Here is an 18,263-nt window from a genome sequence, read left to right on the forward strand (position 1 = left end):
TGAATGAAAGGCGGTCTTTGGGCCGCCTTTTGTTTTTTTCATAGTTTGGCCGAAGTTAAGTTGCTTTTTCGGTTGATATGGAAAAAATCCGGCTTGCGCCATTCCGGTGCAAATCAGTTAAGGCAGGACGAATGAGATGAAGAAACTTGTCGTGGCGGGAATGCTGGGGCTTGCAGCCTGCACCGGCTTGAGCGGCATCGCCGTTTCGGGTCCGCTGTTCGGTGCGGGGGGTAGCTTCGGCACGATCAACTCTCAGCGGCCCCCGGTCGTCCGGGTTCAGGCCAATGAAGCCTATCGGGTTCAGCAGCTTGAAGAACAGATCCGGCAGCTCAACGGCCGTATCGAGGAAATGAGCTTCCAGCTTCTGCAGATGCAGGAAACGATCCGCAAGGCGCAGGAAGACAATGAGTTCCGCTTCCAGGAACTGGAGAGCGGCAATGCCGGCGGCAAGGGTGCAAGCCCGACCGCTGCGCCGAAAAAGAAGGCGGAAGCCAGTCCGGTCAATCCGGCCTCACCGCCGACCGACGACGTTGCAACGATCATCGAAACGCCACCCGAGGGTGGCGCTTCCGTTTCTCCGTCTGCTCCCTCCGCAGCCCCGACGGGCGCACCGGGAGAGACGACGCTCGGTTCCATCGAGCTTGATTCCAAGGGGATGCCGGTTGGCGGCACGTTGAATCAGGGCGCTAACAATTCCTCCGCCAGCCTTCCGGGCGTCAGCACGGGCAACAGCCAGCGCAAGACGGATCCGGTGAATACGGCGGCGCTTACCAGCGAAGGCGATATTTATCAGGCCGCTTACGGCCATGTTCTTTCCGGTGACTACAAGCTGGCGGAACAGGGGTTCCAGCAGTATCTGCAGGGTTATCCCAAGGGCACGAAGGCCGCCGATGCGAGCTTCTGGCTGGGCGAAGCGCAATATTCCCAGGGCAAGTTCAATGAGGCCGCAAAGACCTTCCTGAACGGCCATCAGGCCTATGGCAAATCTCCGAAGGCGCCGGAAATGCTGATGAAGCTCGGCATGTCGCTTGCCGCTCTCGACAATACCGAAACCGCCTGCGCCACGCTGCGCGAGGTGCCGAAGCGTTATCCCAATGCTTCCAAGACCGTGCTGAGCAAGGTTGCCAGCGAACAGAAACGGCTTAGCTGCTGATTTTTCCCTGCGATCGCGGGTATTTCCATGCCGGTTGATGCCCGCATTCTGAACGAAAAGACTGTTGCGCCGCTCGCGGCGGCAAGGTCTTTTGTCGAAAATCTCCACACACCCGCCCATATCCTCGTCGCAATCTCCGGAGGCAGTGATTCCACCGGTCTGTTGCTGGCCTTGCATGAGGCAATGGCGGAGATGGATCGGGATGGCTTGCGCCTTTCCGCCGTCACCATAGACCATGCGCTGAGAGCGGAATCCGCCGATGAGGCGGGCAAGGTGGCGATGCTCTGCGCCGAACTCGGCATCCCCCACGTCACCCGCCGATGGGACGGTGCCAAACCGGCCTCCGGCCTCTCCGAAGCCTCCCGGCTTGCCCGCTATCGCCTGATTGCCGAGGTCGCCCGCGAGACCGGCGCCGATCTTGTCGTGACGGGGCATACAATCGGCGACCAGCGTGAAACCGTGGCGATGCGCGCCGCCCGCAGCGACGGCTCTGACAATCTCGGTCTCTCCGGCATGGCGGATGCGGTTTTATACGATGGCCGCCACTGGATCATGCGGCCGTTCCTGATGTGTGAGAGGCAGGCGATCCGTGACTATGTGTCCTCCCGCTCGCGCGGCTGGTTTGACGATCCGAGCAATGAAAATACCCGATATGAGAGGGTGCGTGTACGGCAGGCGCTTCCCGTCTCTCCTGTCCGGATCGATTGGGAAACCTCTCTCAAAAGACAGGCGCTTTCCGAAACAACGGCTGCTTTCCTGCGCGGTCACACACAGGTTTTAAACGCTGCGCTCGCCAGATTGGCCGGCGATGGCGTCAATCCCGATCTTCCCGAGTTCCGGCATGGGCTGGCGGCGCTGATCGCCACCCTTGGCGGAAGGGCATATTTTCCGGCTGCAAGCAGCATGGAACGTGTTCTGCGGTTTCTCAAAACGGCTGAACACGGGCGACTGACGGTCGGTCGCGTCCTGCTCGATCGCCGGCGGGACGGGCTCTACATGTTCCGCGAGCAGCGAAATCTGCCGGAGCTTCATATTGGCGCAAATGACCGAGGGCTGTGGGACGATCGTTTCCTCGTGAAGAACGGATCGGCTTTTCCAGTCCATGTCAAAGCGCGCAGGGCCAGCGATGCCGCGGAAGCGGCCGGGCTTTTTCCGTCGGTACCGGCCGGGGTGGCGAAACAGGCGATGGCGGGGCTGCCGCAAATTGCCGCAGCGGCCGATGAGCCGGGTTCGCGGGCGGATGCCGTCACCGTCACGCCGAGGCTCGCACCTTTCGATCTGTTTCTGTCGCGTTTCGACCTTGAGTTGGCGAATGCAATCGCCAATTTATTCGGGCGGGCGGCATATCCACAGCCCCCGGTTTAAATCCGGCCTCTTTTTCGTGAATTGCCTTGGAATAGTTTTTACACCAAAACGCATCAGATAATGCGCTTTGCCTTGGCAACGGCAGATGTCGTCCTTATGTTAGGGGCACGTAAGAGCGGGCAGCAAATATGCCCGTGTGAGTTCGGGGAGTTCGATGAACCCAAATTTCAGAAATTTCGCCTTGTGGGCCGTGATTGCCCTCTTGCTGATCGCATTGTTCAGCATGTTCCAGACGTCGCCGACGCAAACGGGTTCGCGGGAAATTCCGTATTCCCAATTTCTTCGCGATGTGGATTCCGGGCGAGTTCGCGACGTGACCGTCACCGGTAACCGGGTTCTCGGAACCTATACCGAAAACGGCACGGCCTTTCAGACCTATTCCCCCGTCATCGACGACAGCCTGATGGAGCGCTTGCAGAGCAAGAACGTGACCATCGTGGCGCGTCCCGAAAGCGACGGTTCCTCCGGTTTCCTGAGCTATCTCGGCACGCTTCTGCCGATGTTCCTCATTCTCGGCGTCTGGCTGTTCTTCATGCGGCAGATGCAGGGCGGCTCGCGTGGTGCGATGGGCTTTGGCAAATCCAAGGCCAAGCTGCTGACGGAAGCGCATGGCCGCGTGACGTTCGATGACGTTGCAGGCGTGGACGAAGCCAAGCAGGACCTCGAGGAAATCGTGGAATTCCTGCGCGATCCGCAGAAGTTCCAGCGCCTCGGCGGGAAAATTCCGCGCGGTGTGCTGCTCGTCGGCCCGCCCGGTACGGGTAAGACGCTTCTGGCGCGTTCCGTCGCCGGCGAGGCCAATGTACCCTTCTTCACCATTTCCGGTTCGGACTTCGTGGAAATGTTCGTCGGCGTCGGCGCAAGCCGTGTGCGTGACATGTTCGAGCAGGCCAAGAAGAATGCGCCCTGCATCATCTTCATCGACGAAATCGACGCCGTCGGCCGCCATCGCGGCGCCGGTCTTGGCGGCGGTAACGACGAGCGCGAGCAGACGCTGAACCAGCTGCTGGTCGAGATGGACGGTTTCGAGGCGAATGAAGGCATCATCCTCATCGCCGCCACCAACCGTCCCGACGTTCTCGACCCCGCACTTCTGCGTCCCGGCCGTTTCGACCGTCAGGTCGTCGTGCCGAACCCGGATATTGTCGGCCGTGAGCGCATCCTCAAGGTGCATATCCGCAACGTGCCGCTAGCGCCGAATGTCGACCTTAAGGTTCTGGCCCGTGGTACCCCCGGTTTCTCGGGTGCGGATCTGATGAACCTCGTCAACGAAGCCGCCCTGATGGCTGCCCGCCGCAACAAGCGCGTCGTCACCATGCAGGAATTCGAAGACGCCAAGGACAAGATCATGATGGGCGCGGAACGCCGCTCCTCCGCCATGACCGAGGCCGAAAAGAAGCTGACCGCCTATCACGAAGCCGGCCATGCCATCACCGCGCTGAAGGTCGCTGTGGCCGATCCGTTGCACAAGGCGACGATCATTCCGCGCGGCCGCGCACTCGGCATGGTCATGCAGCTGCCGGAAGGCGACCGCTACTCCATGAGCTACAAGTGGATGGTGTCGCGTCTCGTCATCATGATGGGTGGCCGCGTTGCCGAGGAACTGACTTTCGGCAAGGAGAACATCACGTCAGGCGCGTCTTCGGATATCGAGCAGGCCACCAAGCTTGCCCGCGCCATGGTCACCCAATGGGGCTTCTCCGATGCTCTCGGACAGGTCTCCTATGGTGAAAACCAGCAGGAAGTCTTCCTCGGCCATTCCGTCTCGCAGTCGAAGAACGTCTCCGAGGCGACGGCTCAGACCATCGACACGGAAGTTCGCCGCCTGATCGACGAGGCTTATGGTGAGGCTCGCCGCATCCTGACGGAAAACCACGATGGTTTCGTTGCGATTGCCGAGGGTCTGCTTGAATACGAAACCCTGACGGGCGACGAGATCAAGGCCCTGCTGAAGGGCGAGAAGCCCGCCCGCGATCTGGGCGACGATTCTCCGGGCAGCCGTGGTTCGGCCGTGCCGAAGGCAGGCACCAAGAAGGACGGCCCAAGCGAAGCCAAGGGCGACGGTGAGGCCGAAGGCGGCATGGAGCCGCAGCCGCATTGATCGTTCGCGCAAGCTAAAAATTGTAAAAGGCCATCCGGGTTTCCGGGTGGCCTTTTCATTTTGGTAACAAGATATAAGCCATTTTTGCGCTAATTTACGTGCTGTTTATCGTGGTTTGTGGCATCTAGCCAAAAACGCTTCCGGCTGTTTTCAGCTTTTGCCGGAATGCTGGAAAAGATTTGGAGTTCAAATGGCACGCCGTTATTTCGGAACCGATGGTATCCGCGGACAATCGAACGTATTTCCCATGACGCCTGATCTGGCGATGCGTGTGGGCATTGCGGTCGGGACGATCTTCCGCCGTGGCCATCATCGCCATCGCGTGGTCATCGGCAAGGATACGCGTCTTTCCGGTTATATGCTGGAAAACGCGCTGGTCGCCGGTTTCACCGCCGCCGGTCTCGATGTCTTCCTGCTCGGCCCCATTCCGACGCCCGCCGTCGCTATGCTGACCCGGTCGCTGCGCGCCGATATCGGTGTGATGATCTCGGCCTCGCACAATCCCTTCTCCGATAACGGCATCAAGCTTTTCGGACCGGATGGTTACAAGCTCTCCGATGAGCTGGAACTGGAGATCGAGGACCTTCTCGACAAGGATATCTATGCGCAGCTTGCCAAGCCGAGCGAGATCGGCCGCGCCAAGCGCGTGGACGGCGACATCTATCGTTATATCGAATTCGTAAAACGCACCCTGCCGCGCGACGTGACGCTGAGCGGACTGCGGATCGCCATCGACTGCGCCAATGGTGCCGCTTACAAGGTGGCGCCCGCTGCGCTCTGGGAACTCGGCGCGGAAGTTGTCACCATCGGCAATGAGCCGAACGGCATCAACATCAATCTGGAATGCGGCTCTACCCACCCGGAAGCGCTGCAGAAGAAGGTGCATGAAGTTCGGGCCGATATCGGCATCGCGCTCGATGGCGATGCGGATCGCGTCATCATCGTTGACGAGCGCGGCGAGATCGTCGATGGCGACCAGCTGATGGCTGTCATCGCCGATAGCTGGGCTGCCGACAACACGCTGCGCGGCGGCGGTATCGTGGCGACCGTCATGTCGAATCTCGGGCTGGAACGCTTCCTGGGCGACAAGGGCCTCACCCTTGCCCGTACCAAGGTGGGCGACCGTTATGTCGTCGAACACATGCGTAACCACAATTTCAACGTCGGCGGCGAGCAGTCCGGCCATATCGTGCTGTCGGATTATGGTACGACGGGCGATGGCCTTGTCGCGGCCTTGCAGGTTCTCGCCAAGGTCAAGCGATCCGGCCTCACGGTCAGCGAAGTCTGCCGCAAGTTCGAGCCGGTGCCACAGCTTTTGAAGAATGTCCGTATCTCCGGCGGCAAGCCGCTGGAAAACCCGGTCGTGCAACAGGCGATTGCGGATGCGGAAAGCGCATTGGCCAATAATGGCCGCCTCGTCATCCGCCCCTCGGGCACGGAGCCGCTGATCCGCGTCATGGCGGAAGGCGACGACAGCGCGAAGGTGGAGCAGATCGTCAACGATCTCGTCGGCGTCATCGCCAATGCCCGCTCGGCGGCGTGAACTTCCGCAACAGTAACGCCTGAAAAAGCCGGCTCCGCAGCCGGCTTTTTCTTTGAGTATTTCCTAATAAATATAGTGAATGATCGTGGTTAATCGGGACTTAACCATTTTACGTCAATCTCCGTGACTGAACAGTTCACTGGCATCTGCTGCCGAAACCGCACGTGCCTCTTCTGGAGTGGAAGTCATGAAAAACGCCCTGGCCGGATTTCTGGCCGTCCTGTTGACCGGTACCAGCGCTATCGCTGCCGATCTTTATCAAGCCGAGCCCGCACCGGCCTATGTCGAGGCCCCCGAAGTCGAGATCACCCAGGCAAGCGGCTGGTATCTGCGCGGCGATGTCGGTTATTCCTTCAACAAGCTGCGCGGCGCCCATTATTATCAGGGCGGCCCCGGCGGCTATCTCGCGGATTTTGATACCGCGACGATCAAGGACAGCTATGTCATCGGTGCCGGTGTCGGTTATCAGTTCAACAACTATTTCCGCAGTGACGTGACCTTCGACTATATGGGTAAGTCTGATTTCCGCGGCTCCACGAGCGGTTTCTGCGGTTCCGTTCCCGGTCGCTGCGTCTCGGAGGACCTTAGCTCGGTTCGCGCCTATACTCTGATGGCGAATGCCTACGTCGATCTCGGCACTTACGGTCGGGTGACGCCTTATGTCGGCGGCGGTATCGGCGGCTCCTACGTCAAGTGGGACAAGCTGCGCAACACATCCTGCAGCGTCAATGGCCTTGGCTGCGACCCCACCACGGAACATGGCGGCAAGGGCAAGTGGCGCTTTGCCTACGCTCTGATGGCCGGCGCATCCATCGACGTCACCTGTAACCTGAAGGCCGATATCGGCTATCGTTTCCGCCACATCAACAAGGGCGATATGTTCGCTTATGAGAATGGCGGCGGGCCGGGTCGTGACAAGGGCCTTTATTCGCATGAAGTGCGCGTCGGTGGCCGTTATGTCTTCAACGGCTGCGATACCGCGCAATACATGCCGCCCGCCGATATTCCGCTGCAGCCTGCCGTTTATAAATAAACGTCACGCCCAGCTGGTAGTTTCAGACCGTCCGCATCCTCCGGGTGCGGGCGGTTTTGTTTTACCGGCATCTGACACGGGGCATGACGCATATGGACCAAAATTCTTCTGCGTAGCGACATATTCCGCTTGACTGGGATCGGCGAGAGGAATAGCAACGGCGTCAGGACACCTCTCCCTAACGAGAGGCGCCTATCTGAAAGGGTAGTTAAATGACAGATATCGTGAAGCCGGACGTCCGTCCGGGCAATATGCATTTTTCCTCTGGTCCCTGCTCGAAGCGTCCCGGTTGGTCGCTAGATGCTCTCTCCGATGCGCCGCTCGGTCGCTCGCATCGCGCCAAGGTTGGCAAAGCCAAGCTGAAGCAGGCCATCGATCTCACCCGTGAAGTTCTGAACGTTCCTGCCGATTATCGCATCGGTATCGTTCCCGCATCCGACACCGGCGCCGTTGAAATGGCGCTCTGGTCGCTGCTCGGTGAACGCGGCGTCGATATGCTCGCCTGGGAAAGCTTCGGCGCTGGCTGGGTCACCGACGTCGTCAAGCAGCTGAAGCTGAAGGACGTCCGCAAATTCGAGGCCGATTACGGCCTGTTGCCGAACCTTGCCGAAGTCGATTTCGACCGCGACGTGGTTTTCACCTGGAACGGCACCACCTCTGGCGTTCGTGTTCCCAATGCCGATTTCATCCCGGCTGACCGCAAGGGCCTGACCATCTGCGACGCCACTTCGGCGGCCTTCGCACAGGACATGGACTTTACGAAACTCGATGTCGTCACCTTCTCCTGGCAGAAGGTTCTGGGCGGTGAGGGCGGCCATGGCGTCATCATCCTTTCGCCCCGCGCCGTCGAGCGTCTGCTGAGCTACGCGCCGGCATGGCCGCTGCCGAAAATCTTCCGCATGGTTTCCGGCGGCAAGCTGATCGAAGGCATCTTCACCGGCGAAACCATCAACACGCCGTCCATGCTCTGCGTTGAGGATTACATCGACGCGCTGCTGTGGGCGAAGAACCTCGGTGGTCTCAAGGCGCTGATCGGCCGTGCCGATGCCAATGCCAAGGTCATTTACGACTTCATCGAGAAGAATAGCTGGATCGCTAACCTGGCTGTCAAGCCGGAAACCCGCTCCAACACCTCCGTCTGCCTGAAGATCGTTGATCCTGAGGTACAGGCGCTGGATGCGGCCGCGCAGGCCGATTTCGCCAAGGGCGTCGTCGCCCTGCTCGAGAAGGAGAATGTCGCCCTCGATATCGGCGCTTACCGCGACGCCCCGTCCGGCCTGCGCATCTGGGCCGGCGCGACCATCGAGACGGCGGATATGGAAGCCGTCATGCCCTGGCTCGCCTGGGCCTACCAGACGCAGAAGGCAGTACTTTCCAAGGCTGCCGCCTGATTTTGATACCGGCCCTGCGCTGATGCAGGGCCGCATATTCCCCGCTTTCAAAACTGCACCGTTTTTCAAGGAGCCCGTGAACTATGGCACCTCGCGTACTCGTATCCGACGAATTGTCGGAAACCGCCGTCCAGATCTTCCGCGATCGTGGCGTCGAAGTCGATTTCCAGCCGAAGCTCGGCAAGGACAAGGACAAGCTTGCCGAAATCATCGGCAATTACGATGGTCTGGCCATCCGTTCCGCCACCAAGGCAACCGAAAAGCTGATCGAGGCGGCGACCAACCTCAAGGTCATCGGCCGCGCCGGCATCGGCGTCGACAATGTCGATATTCCGGCTGCCTCGCGCCGCGGTATCATCGTCATGAACACGCCTTTCGGCAACTCCATCACGACAGCCGAACATGCGATTGCGCTGATGTTCGCCGTCGCGCGCCAGCTTCCAGCCGCCGACAGCTCCACGCAGGCCGGAAAGTGGGAAAAGTCGAAATTCATGGGTGTCGAAATCACCGGCAAGACGCTTGGCGTCATCGGCGCCGGCAACATCGGCTCCATCGTCTGCTCGCGTGCACTCGGCCTCAAGATGCATGTTCTGGCCTATGACCCCTTCCTGTCGCCCGAGCGTGCGCAGGAAATGGGTGTGACCAAGGTTGAGCTGGACGAGCTTCTGGCCCAGGCCGATTTCATCACCCTGCACGTGCCGATGACCGACAAGACGCGCGGCATTCTCAATGCAGAGAACCTTGCCAAGACCAAGAAAGGCGTGCGTATCGTCAACTGCGCCCGTGGCGGTCTGGTGGATGAAGCGGCCCTTGCCGATGCCATCAAGTCCGGCCATGTCGCCGGCGCCGGTTTCGACGTGTTCGAAGTCGAGCCCGCCACCGAGAGCCCGCTTTTCGGCTTGCCTAACGTCGTCTGCACACCGCATCTCGGTGCTTCGACCACGGAAGCGCAGGAAAACGTCGCCCTTCAGGTTGCCGAGCAGATGTCGGATTACCTCGTCAAGGGTGCGGTTTCCAACGCCATCAATATGCCGTCGATCACGGCTGAAGAAGCGCCGCGTCTGAAGCCGTTTATCCGTCTGGCGGATGTTCTGGGCTCCTTCGTCGGTCAGGTGCAGGAAAGCGCCACCAAGGAAATCGAAATCCTTTACGACGGCGCAACCGCCAGCATGAACACGAAGGCACTGACCAGTGCATTGCTGGCCGGCCTTATCCGCAGCCAGGTTGCGGATGTGAACATGGTTTCGGCACCTGTCATGATCAAGGAAAAGGGCATCATCCTCTCCGAGGTCAAGCGCGACAAGACCGGCGTTTACGACGGCTACATCAAGCTGACGGTCAAGACGGAAAACCAGATCCGCTCGGTTGCCGGCACGGTGTTCTCGGATGGCAAGCCGCGCTTCATCCAGATCAAGAACATCAACATGGATGCCGATGTCGGATCGCACATGATCTACATCACCAACACCGACGTTCCCGGCATGATCGGGTTCATGGGCACCACGCTCGGCGAGGCTGGCGTCAACATCGCCAACTTCCAGCTCGGCCGTGAAAAGGAAGGCGGCGACGCCATCGCGCTGCTTTATGTCGACGGCCCGGTTTCCGAAGCCGTGCTGGACAAGCTGCGCGCCAACCCGGCGATCCGTCAGGTCAAGCCGCTGACCTTCAACGTCGACTGATCTTATCGTTCCTCCCAAGGGGACAATAAGGCCCGGCGCAGGGGAGACCCTGTGCCGGGTTTTTCGTTTTTCCAGTGTCTGTTTCGTCGCAAAATACGGTCGACTATCGCATTGGTTGCATATCACAAAAAATTTAAGCCAAGTGCTCTAAAAATGATGATCATGAGTTGCTATATCGCCTGCTGACATGCCGCTCATGGGAGGGCGGCCAACAGGAGATAACGATGTTTGCTGCCTTTCGGCGCTTCAAGGGTTTGTTCGCAGTCGCCGCGCTTGGTATCGCGGTGTCTTTCGTGGCGGTTGATATGGCAGAAGCGCGTCGCGCCAGCGGCGGTTTCGGCAGCCGCGGCACGCGGACCTATTCCGCTCCGCCTTCGACCAGCACGGCACCCGGCCAGACCGCGCCGATCAACCGCAGCATGACGCCCAACACCAATCAGGCAGCGCCGAGCGCTGCTCAGCCGGCCCGTCCGGGCGCGCAGGCGCCGCAACAGAATCGCGGCCTGTTCGGCGGCATGATGGGTGGTTTGATGGGCGGCCTGTTGATGGGCGGTCTGTTCGGCATGCTGCTCGGTGGCGGTTTTGGCGGCATGGCCGGTTTCTTCGGCATGCTGTTGCAGGTGGCGCTGATCGGCCTTCTGGTCATGCTCGCCATGCGTTTCTTCGCCTCGCGCCGTCAGGGCCAGCCCGCTTATGGCTCGGCTGGCGGGTCGCAGCGCACGGATCATTCCGGTTCCTCCTATAATGGCGGTTCGCAGGCGCACTCTGCCGCATCCTCGTTCAAGATTCCAAAGATCGGCGCGCTGGCCGGCGCTGCGGGCGGCGTGGCCGCCACTGCCGCAACGGCAAAGCCTGCGCCTCATGCCAATGCCATGTCGCAAGGCGATGAAATCGGCATTACCCAGGGCGATCTCGAAACTTTCCAGAAAATGCTGGAAGACGTGCAGGCCGCCTATGCCGCCGAGGATTACGGCACATTGCGCAAGCTGACGACGCCGGAAGCCATGTCTTACCTCGCGGAAGAACTGAGCGACAACGCCACGAGCGGTGTGAAAAACGACGTGCGCGACGTGACGCTGCTACAGGGCGATGTAGCCGAAGCATGGCACGAAGAGGGCCAGGATTATGCAACGGTGGCGATGCGCTATTCCGCCATCGATGTGATGCGCGACCGCACCTCCGGCAAGGTGATCGAAGGCGACGAGCACCAGCCTTCTGAAGCGGTGGAAATGTGGACCTTCGTTCGCCGCCCCGGAAACGACAACTGGCAGGTGGCCGCTATTCAGGCCGCTGCCTGACGAATCGGAGCGTGTTTAACGGTTAAAGGCCCGGCGGTTTGGTGACCGCCGGGCCTTTGCTCGTCTCGCTTCCAGAAAGCATGGTCACGCCGACGCTCGCTCCGCCAAAGGGACAGCAATATGCGGTCAAAAAACGACTGATAAATCTAACGGGTGATATCTCCCCCGGTCATCGGCGGTGAATTCCGCTTCGCCCTGCTATGCAAGGCTTTGAGCCCTGCTTGCCGCGACATGTTACCCGCGCATGGCTCATCCGCTTCACGGAATTGCCTTTTTTTATTCATCCGGCATTCAGTCCCTGCATCCTAACCAGAACGCATACACGTCAATGTGACTTTTCGCGCCGGTTCTAAACCGCTTTGGAAAGGGAACCTCAGGCGCAAAACAGCGTTGACAATCCAATCCCCGGCCCCTCCCAAGCCGGGCTGGGTGGCCGGGCAATGCAGGCCCTGCGAGAACGGAGAGCTATCGAGATGAAACGCTTTGACCTGATCGACGGGATGCGCGGTTACTTCCTCGTCTTCATGCTGATCAACCATCTGGTGTTTGCCGGCGGCTTCTGGCTGGTGGAAATCAATCACCGGCAGTTTGCCTTTGTCGAGGACGCCCAGGGCTTCGTGTTCCTGTCCGGCCTGCTGATCGGCATGGTCTATGCGCGCAAGATGATGAAATACGGCTATGATGCCGGCAAGCAGATGATCTGGAACCGGGCGCTGGAACTCTATCGTTACGCGATGGGTCTCGTCATCGCCGTGCTGTTCTTCCGCATGGTCATCCCGCATGCACCCTATATCTGGTACAACTGGCTCGGCATGACGTCGTTCGATGATCCGCTGCGACTGGCGGCGATTGCGACATTCCTGTTCCAGCCGACCTTCATGGATATTCTGCCGCAATATATCGTCTACATGATCTTTGCGCCGGTGCTGGTGAAGCTCTGCCTGGATGGCAAGTGGGCCTATGTCATGGCCGGCTCCCTGCTGGTCTGGATGGCCGGCCAGCTTGGCCTGCAGCAGATCGTGACGACCCCGCTCAACGAACTCGTGAAGGGTGCGGATGAGCAGGGCATTCGCGTCAGCTTCAACCTGCTCGGCTGGCAGCTCGTATTCTATTCGGCGCTGGTGATGGGCGCGATGACGGCGCAGAACCGCATTCCGTGGAAGGCGATCTTCTCGCCTGAGCATACGTGGCTGCCGAAGGCGGCGCTCGTCATCTGCCTGTTCTTCATGCCGCTGCGCATCGCCACAGCGTGGGGCCTGATGCCGGAATTCATGATGGGCAAATTTTCCACCATGGAAATCCGCGCCGATTTCGGCCTGGTCTATCTCATGAACTTCCTCGCTGTCGGCGTCGGCCTGACCTGGCTGGTCATCGCAGGTCCGAAGCACCACCGTCCGCTCGTGCGCTCCATCGCCGAGGGCGTCATCTGGGTGCTGTCGCTGAAGTTCCTGCAATTGCTCGGCCGCCATTCGCTGCAGGTCTATGTCTGGCACGTGGCCATCGTCTATGGCGTCTATTATCTCGATGGCCGCACAGCCGAACTGTCGCAGCTCAACAAGACCCTGATTGCCTTCACGGCTATCGGACTGCTGGCCCTGCCAGCCCTGTGGCGGGAGCGCGACAAGTGGTTCGGCAGCAGCGGCCAGAAAACGGCCGGCGCCTGACGGCCGGGTCCCAGCCCGAATCTGGCGGCTTTGCGGGGCGGTTTTCCGCCCCGTACTTGCGTGCGCGGCCATTCCTTTCTATATGCAGCCCTTAAATCCGCAGGATGGCGAGACAGGACGGCCCCATTGATGGCCAGGTTTCTCGCGGCGGATGACCGACAGGCGGCGGGGCCTTTACCCCCGTTATGACTGACGATGGGAAAAAACGTGAATACGCTCGATTTTGACAAGAGGCCGGAAGATACCCGGATCGTTGTCGCCATGTCCGGTGGCGTCGATTCTTCGGTGGTGGCCGGTATCCTCAAGCGCGAGGGTTATGATGTCCTCGGCATTACCCTCCAGCTTTACGACCACGGTGCTGCCGTGCACCGCGCGGGCTCCTGTTGCGCGGGGCAGGATATCGACGATGCGCGCCGGGTCTGCGAAACGCTCGGCATTCCCCACTACGTGCTGGATTACGAAGCGCGGTTCCGCGAAACCGTCATCAACCCCTTTGCCGAAGCCTATGCGATGGGTGAAACGCCGATCCCCTGCGTGGCCTGCAACCAGACGGTAAAATTCGCCGATCTGCTAGCCACCGCGCAGGAACTCGGCGCCGATGCGCTGGCGACCGGCCATTACATCCGCTCGCGTCCCAATCCCGTTTCCGGCCAGCCGGGGCGGCGTGCGCTCTATCGGCCGATCGACAGCGACCGTGACCAGAGCTGGTTCCTGTTCGCCACGACGCAGGAACAGATCGACTATCTGCGCTTTCCGCTCGGTGGCCTCTCCAAGGCCGAGACGCGCGCTCTGGCGGAAGATATGGGGCTTGTCGTCGCCAAGAAGGCTGACAGTCAGGACATCTGTTTCGTGCCGCAGGGCAAATATACCGATATCATCAACAAGCTGAAGCCGAATGCGGCATTGGCGGGCGATATCGTCCATCTCGACGGCCGCGTGCTCGGCCGCCACGATGGCATCGTGCATTATACGATCGGCCAGCGCCGAGGCATTGGTGTCGCGACCGGGGAGCCGCTTTATGTCGTGCATCTCGATGCGCGCGGCCGCCGGGTCATCGTTGGCCCGCGCGAAGCGCTGGAAACCCGCCGGGTCTATCTGCGTGACATGAACTGGCTGGGTGACGGCGAGCTGACGAGCGATGCCGGGCAGGGCTTTGCCTGTTTCGCCAAGGTGCGCTCCACCCGCCCGCCGACGGAAGCGATGCTGCATGCGGACGAAAACGGTATCTATGTGGACCTGATGACCGGGGAGGCCGGTGTCGCTCCCGGTCAGGCCTGCGTGCTTTATTCCGCGCCGGGTGCCGATGCCCGCGTTTACGGCGGCGGTTTCATCGAACGGTCGGAACGCTCGGCGGAAGCCGAGGCGTCGCTGAAGGCGCTTCTGGAAAAGCCGGTTGCCGCCTGAAACCATTCGCTTTTTGCAGCGATGCGGAAAGCGAATTTTTTGCGCATCTTGCGCTTGACACTTTGGGGAGCGGCACCTTATAAGCCGCTCATCCTGATGGAACGGCCGGTCACATGACTGTCACGTTTCCCCTGTGGCGGGGTAGCTCAGGTGGTTAGAGCAGCGGAATCATAATCCGCGTGTCGGGGGTTCAAGTCCCTCTCCCGCTACCACTTTCCTTCATGTGAAAAATCCAGATCGCACCATTCTGCGCCCGTGTTTCATTGCTTTTCCGAGCCGGAGAAGCGATGGATCCGATGGTGCCTGCCGGTAAGTTGTGCCCAAAAAAAAGGGAAACCCGCTTACTGCCAAAATGCAGCCAGCGGGTCTCAACCTCTACCCCCTCCCACAAGGGCGGCTGCACAAAAGCACATTGAATGAATTATGGCAAGATCAAGGCGACCATATTGTTGCTGTTGATGGCCCTGTTTGCCAGTTTAGTGGCGGATGGCAGAGCGTGACCTGTTCCGTGTGCCGTTCGTAAGGGGAGCGATAGGACACAATATTTTCGGTGCAGTGCATTTCTGCGGAATTGGAATAGGTATTTCCGATCCGCCGCGGTTGATGATGTGTTTTGTGCGGCAAAACCCGTTCCTCACGATAAACCGTGATATTGGCGGCAAGCGATGTGCCTGATATCGACAAGGTGGCGAATGCGGCAATCAAGAGAATTCTTCCAGGATGTGCGGACATGGCTCTTCCCCGCGTTGAACAACGCAGGAGAACGTGCTGTGCACATAAGCTGTTCCAGGGGCGGCAGCAAAAAAATGCCCGCTCATGGCGGGCAATCAGAGGGGAACTGAGGTTAGGAGCCTCGGGTCTGAAACGGACATCTTCCGCATAAGTTCCGCTTGCGGAATAATTTCCGTCGCGACTTGCCGACAAGGGGCTGCGCAGGCCGAGTCTCAAGCCGCACGACACGGAACGATGCGACACGCGCGAACGGCGATACTTTGATGATAATTCTATCTTTAGGAAAATTTGGAGCGGGCGAAGGGATTTGAACCCTCGACCCCAACCTTGGCAAGGTTGTGCTCTACCCCTGAGCTACACCCGCTCAAATCCACCGGTCCGGGGTAGTTCGCTGAACCGTGGGCCGCCAAGCGGCGACGGGCGCTATATCGCTCAATCGATTTTGGAATGCAACAGGGAAATGACAAAAACGCGAAAATTTCTTTGAGAAATGCGACAAGCGGCGGAAATGATTGAGAATTTTTCATTCGGCTGTTTTTTCCTGCGTTGCCAAGCGTCGGTTGCCCCCTTAATCAGGAAACAAGGATAGTGGAATCGGTAGAGGCAGGCGGCAGGATATGGCGGAAAATTCCCAGAAGACGGCAACGGAGCTGTTCGAGTTTCTCGACGGACTCGGCATTTCCTACACCACGAAGCAGCATGAACCGGTGTTTACCGTCGCCGAATCCCAGTCGCTGCGCGACCTCATTCCCGGCGGCCATACAAAGAACCTCTTTGTAAAGGACAAGAAGGATCAGTATTTCGTTCTGACCGTTGAGGAAAATGCGGTCGTCGATCTGAAAAGCGTTCACAAGACCATCGGTGCGGCAAGCCGTGTATCCTTTGGCAGACCGGAAAAGATGCTTGAATATCTGGGCGTCGCGCCGGGCTCGGTGACGGTGTTCGGAGCCATCAACGACACCGACAGGCAGGTCACCTTCGTGCTCGACAGCGGGCTTCTGGAAAACGAGCTGGTCAATGGCCATCCGCTTTCCAACGACCAGACGACAACGATCGCGTCCACGGATCTCATTCGCTTTCTCGAGGCAACCGGACATGCGCCGCTTGTCTTGAAAGTCAGCGAGTGAGATACGATCTTTGCTTCAAATAAGACATATGACAGAGGTTACGGGAGACCGGTATGAGCGGCGAAAATAATCCTTACGGCGGTTCCTATAGCGGGCAGATGACCGCAAGCGCCCATCATAATGGCGAGCTGAACGGTGCGGCCTCCGGCCACATCAAGGACACCACGACGGCGGGTTTCTCCAGGGACGTTCTTGAGGAATCGCGCCGCCAGCCGGTTCTGGTGGATTTCTGGGCGCCCTGGTGCGGTCCGTGCAAGCAGTTGACGCCGGTGCTCGAGAAGGTCATCAACGAGGCGAATGGCCGCGTGAAGCTCGTGAAGCTGAACATCGACGACCACCCGTCGATTCCCGGCCAGCTCGGTATCCAGTCCATTCCGGCAATCGTCGCCTTTGCCGACGGCCGGCCGGTGGATGGCTTCATGGGTGCCGTGCCGGAAAGCCAGATCAAGCAGTTCATCGAGAAGATCGCCGGGCCTGATGCGGGCGATCCCAAGGCCGAGATCGAGGCTGTTCTGACGGAGGCGAAGCAGCTTCTGGCGGATGGCGATTTTAATGGTGCTGCGCAGCTTTTCGGCGCCGTCATGCAGGCCGATCCGGAAAATCCGGCAGCGATTGCCGGTATCGCCGAATGCATGATCGCCGCCGGCCAATATGAGCGGGCGAGCGAACTGCTCTCTTCCCTGCCTGCGGAACTCAACGAAGATGCGGGCATTCAGCTCGTTTCGAAAAAGATCGCGCAATATGAGGAAGCCCGCAAGATCGGCGACCCGGTGGCGCTGGAGCGCGAGCTTGCGCTCGATCCCGATCGTCACGAGGCGCGGGTGAAGCTTGCCAAGGTGCTGAATGCTCAAGGGCGGCGCGACGAGGCTGCGGACCATCTGCTTTACGTCATGCGCAAGGACCGGACCTTCGACGACGACGGCGCGCGCCGCCAGCTTCTGGAGTTTTTCGAGGCCTGGGGCTTCAAGGACCCGGCAACCGTTGCCGGCCGCAGGAAGCTTTCGGCGATACTGTTTTCGTAATGCGGGCATATCCCGGCCGTGGCGGTTGATCCGCCGGCCGGGCAGCAGTGAACAGGGGGCTTGATTCCCATGCATGTCGGAAATGCGAGATATGTAAAGAACGACGATCTGCCGGAAACCGTGCCGGTCTTTCCATTGCCGGGCGCGCTGCTTCTACCGGAAGGCCATCTTCCACTTAATATTTTCGAGCCTCGATATCTCGCCATGATCGACTGGGCATTGGCCGGCCATCGCATCATCGGCATGGTGCAGCCCGCCCTGCATGTCATCGAGGCGGGACTTGAGGGCGGTCCGCTGAGCGCCGTCGGATGCCTCGGCCGCATCACGTCCTTTTCCGAAACCGGCGATGGCCGTTATATCATTTCGCTGACCGGCGTGTGCCGCTTCCGCCTGCTGGAAGAGGTGGAGGCGGGCAAACCCTACCGCAGCTTCCGGCATGCGCCCTTCATCGCCGATCTTTCCGGCGAATATGACGAGGATGCGGTGGACCGCGAAAACCTGCTCCGGGTATTCCGCTCGTTTCTGGATGCCAACCAGCTGGAAGCGGATTGGGAAAGCGTGGAAAGGGCTGGCAACCGCGTCCTCGTCAATTCGCTTTCCATGATGTCTCCGTTCGGACCGGCTGAAAAACAGGCGCTGCTGGAAGCGCCGGACCTGAAGACGCGGGCCGAAACATTGATCGCCATCACCGAGATCGTTCTTGCCCAGGGGTCGGGCGAGAGCGGCAACGTGCTGCAATAGGATCGCCACC

Annotated in this window: 14 protein-coding genes and 2 tRNA genes; 14 read left to right on the forward strand and 2 right to left on the reverse strand. The window is 59.8% G+C overall.

What is annotated here, in order from left to right; all coding sequences use genetic code 11:
• Positions 1-136 precede the first annotated feature (136 nt).
• From ybgF to ACQZ5N_RS06900, 11 genes are all read left to right on the forward strand, one after another.
• Entirely contained in the window at positions 137-1,153 is a 1,017-nt protein-coding gene (ybgF, locus tag ACQZ5N_RS06850) for a tol-pal system protein YbgF (RefSeq protein WP_448732484.1), read from the forward strand.
• 27 nt (positions 1,154-1,180) lie between these two features.
• Positions 1,181-2,518, forward strand: coding sequence for a tRNA lysidine(34) synthetase TilS (gene tilS, locus ACQZ5N_RS06855; protein WP_448732485.1), 1,338 nt, complete (start codon positions 1,181-1,183; stop codon positions 2,516-2,518).
• Positions 2,519-2,672: 154 nt separating this feature from the next.
• A complete protein-coding gene (gene ftsH, locus ACQZ5N_RS06860; protein ID WP_003523247.1) occupies positions 2,673-4,619 on the forward strand; it encodes an ATP-dependent zinc metalloprotease FtsH in 1,947 nt (648 codons plus the stop codon).
• A 190-nt stretch (positions 4,620-4,809) separates the two neighbouring features.
• Positions 4,810-6,162 (forward strand): phosphoglucosamine mutase, encoded by a 1,353-nt coding sequence (glmM, locus tag ACQZ5N_RS06865; protein WP_003523248.1) that lies wholly within the window; start codon positions 4,810-4,812, stop codon positions 6,160-6,162.
• 187 nt (positions 6,163-6,349) lie between these two features.
• Positions 6,350-7,195: an outer membrane protein gene (locus ACQZ5N_RS06870; RefSeq protein WP_080854266.1), complete on the forward strand. Its 846-nt coding sequence runs from the start codon at positions 6,350-6,352 to the stop codon at positions 7,193-7,195.
• Positions 7,196-7,407: 212 nt separating this feature from the next.
• On the forward strand, positions 7,408-8,586 hold the full coding sequence (locus ACQZ5N_RS06875) for a phosphoserine transaminase (RefSeq protein ID WP_448732486.1): 1,179 nt from the start codon (positions 7,408-7,410) through the stop codon (positions 8,584-8,586).
• 83 nt (positions 8,587-8,669) lie between these two features.
• The gene (gene serA, locus ACQZ5N_RS06880) at positions 8,670-10,265 is read left to right on the forward strand and encodes a phosphoglycerate dehydrogenase (RefSeq protein WP_003523252.1); all 1,596 of its coding nucleotides are present in this window, start codon (positions 8,670-8,672) and stop codon (positions 10,263-10,265) included.
• A gap of 224 nt (positions 10,266-10,489) precedes the next feature.
• Positions 10,490-11,563, forward strand: a complete 1,074-nt coding sequence (locus ACQZ5N_RS06885; protein WP_448732487.1) for a Tim44 domain-containing protein — start codon at positions 10,490-10,492, stop codon at positions 11,561-11,563.
• Positions 11,564-12,036: 473 nt separating this feature from the next.
• The gene (locus ACQZ5N_RS06890) at positions 12,037-13,227 is read left to right on the forward strand and encodes an OpgC family protein (protein ID WP_035264188.1); all 1,191 of its coding nucleotides are present in this window, start codon (positions 12,037-12,039) and stop codon (positions 13,225-13,227) included.
• A 207-nt stretch (positions 13,228-13,434) separates the two neighbouring features.
• Positions 13,435-14,631, forward strand: a complete 1,197-nt coding sequence (gene mnmA, locus ACQZ5N_RS06895) for a tRNA 2-thiouridine(34) synthase MnmA (protein WP_035239631.1) — start codon at positions 13,435-13,437, stop codon at positions 14,629-14,631.
• A 135-nt stretch (positions 14,632-14,766) separates the two neighbouring features.
• A tRNA-Met gene (locus ACQZ5N_RS06900) sits at positions 14,767-14,843 on the forward strand.
• A gap of 220 nt (positions 14,844-15,063) precedes the next feature.
• On the opposite strand, the gene ACQZ5N_RS06905 is transcribed toward ACQZ5N_RS06900, so the two are convergent.
• Positions 15,064-15,363, reverse strand: coding sequence for a hypothetical protein (locus ACQZ5N_RS06905; protein WP_448732488.1), 300 nt, complete (start codon positions 15,361-15,363; stop codon positions 15,064-15,066).
• Between the two features lie 289 nt (positions 15,364-15,652).
• Positions 15,653-15,727: transfer RNA gene (locus ACQZ5N_RS06910), tRNA-Gly, on the reverse strand.
• Positions 15,728-15,980: 253 nt separating this feature from the next.
• Here ACQZ5N_RS06910 and ACQZ5N_RS06915 point away from each other — a divergent pair.
• The 3 genes from ACQZ5N_RS06915 to ACQZ5N_RS06925 all read left to right on the forward strand — a co-directional run bounded on the left by ACQZ5N_RS06915 (position 15,981) and on the right by ACQZ5N_RS06925 (position 18,253).
• Positions 15,981-16,490, forward strand: a complete 510-nt coding sequence (locus ACQZ5N_RS06915; protein ID WP_448732489.1) for a prolyl-tRNA synthetase associated domain-containing protein — start codon at positions 15,981-15,983, stop codon at positions 16,488-16,490.
• Between the two features lie 53 nt (positions 16,491-16,543).
• Positions 16,544-17,512, forward strand: coding sequence for a thioredoxin (trxA, locus tag ACQZ5N_RS06920; RefSeq protein WP_035261692.1), 969 nt, complete (start codon positions 16,544-16,546; stop codon positions 17,510-17,512).
• 69 nt (positions 17,513-17,581) lie between these two features.
• Positions 17,582-18,253, forward strand: coding sequence for an LON peptidase substrate-binding domain-containing protein (locus ACQZ5N_RS06925; protein ID WP_020808696.1), 672 nt, complete (start codon positions 17,582-17,584; stop codon positions 18,251-18,253).
• Positions 18,254-18,263: the final 10 nt, after the last annotated feature.

The organism is Agrobacterium sp. 22-221-1 (assembly GCF_053522445.1).

Coding starts and splice junctions, on each gene's coding strand:
- ybgF (WP_448732484.1), top strand. CDS start 137: ATGAAGAAACTTGTCGTGGCGGGAATGCTGGGGCTTGCAGCCTGCACC.
- tilS (WP_448732485.1), top strand. CDS start 1,181: ATGCCGGTTGATGCCCGCATTCTGAACGAAAAGACTGTTGCGCCGCTC.
- ftsH (WP_003523247.1), top strand. CDS start 2,673: ATGAACCCAAATTTCAGAAATTTCGCCTTGTGGGCCGTGATTGCCCTC.
- glmM (WP_003523248.1), top strand. CDS start 4,810: ATGGCACGCCGTTATTTCGGAACCGATGGTATCCGCGGACAATCGAAC.
- ACQZ5N_RS06870 (WP_080854266.1), top strand. CDS start 6,350: ATGAAAAACGCCCTGGCCGGATTTCTGGCCGTCCTGTTGACCGGTACC.
- ACQZ5N_RS06875 (WP_448732486.1), top strand. CDS start 7,408: ATGACAGATATCGTGAAGCCGGACGTCCGTCCGGGCAATATGCATTTT.
- serA (WP_003523252.1), top strand. CDS start 8,670: ATGGCACCTCGCGTACTCGTATCCGACGAATTGTCGGAAACCGCCGTC.
- ACQZ5N_RS06885 (WP_448732487.1), top strand. CDS start 10,490: ATGTTTGCTGCCTTTCGGCGCTTCAAGGGTTTGTTCGCAGTCGCCGCG.
- ACQZ5N_RS06890 (WP_035264188.1), top strand. CDS start 12,037: ATGAAACGCTTTGACCTGATCGACGGGATGCGCGGTTACTTCCTCGTC.
- ACQZ5N_RS06905 (WP_448732488.1), bottom strand. CDS start 15,363: ATGTCCGCACATCCTGGAAGAATTCTCTTGATTGCCGCATTCGCCACC.
- ACQZ5N_RS06915 (WP_448732489.1), top strand. CDS start 15,981: ATGGCGGAAAATTCCCAGAAGACGGCAACGGAGCTGTTCGAGTTTCTC.
- trxA (WP_035261692.1), top strand. CDS start 16,544: ATGAGCGGCGAAAATAATCCTTACGGCGGTTCCTATAGCGGGCAGATG.
- ACQZ5N_RS06925 (WP_020808696.1), top strand. CDS start 17,582: ATGCATGTCGGAAATGCGAGATATGTAAAGAACGACGATCTGCCGGAA.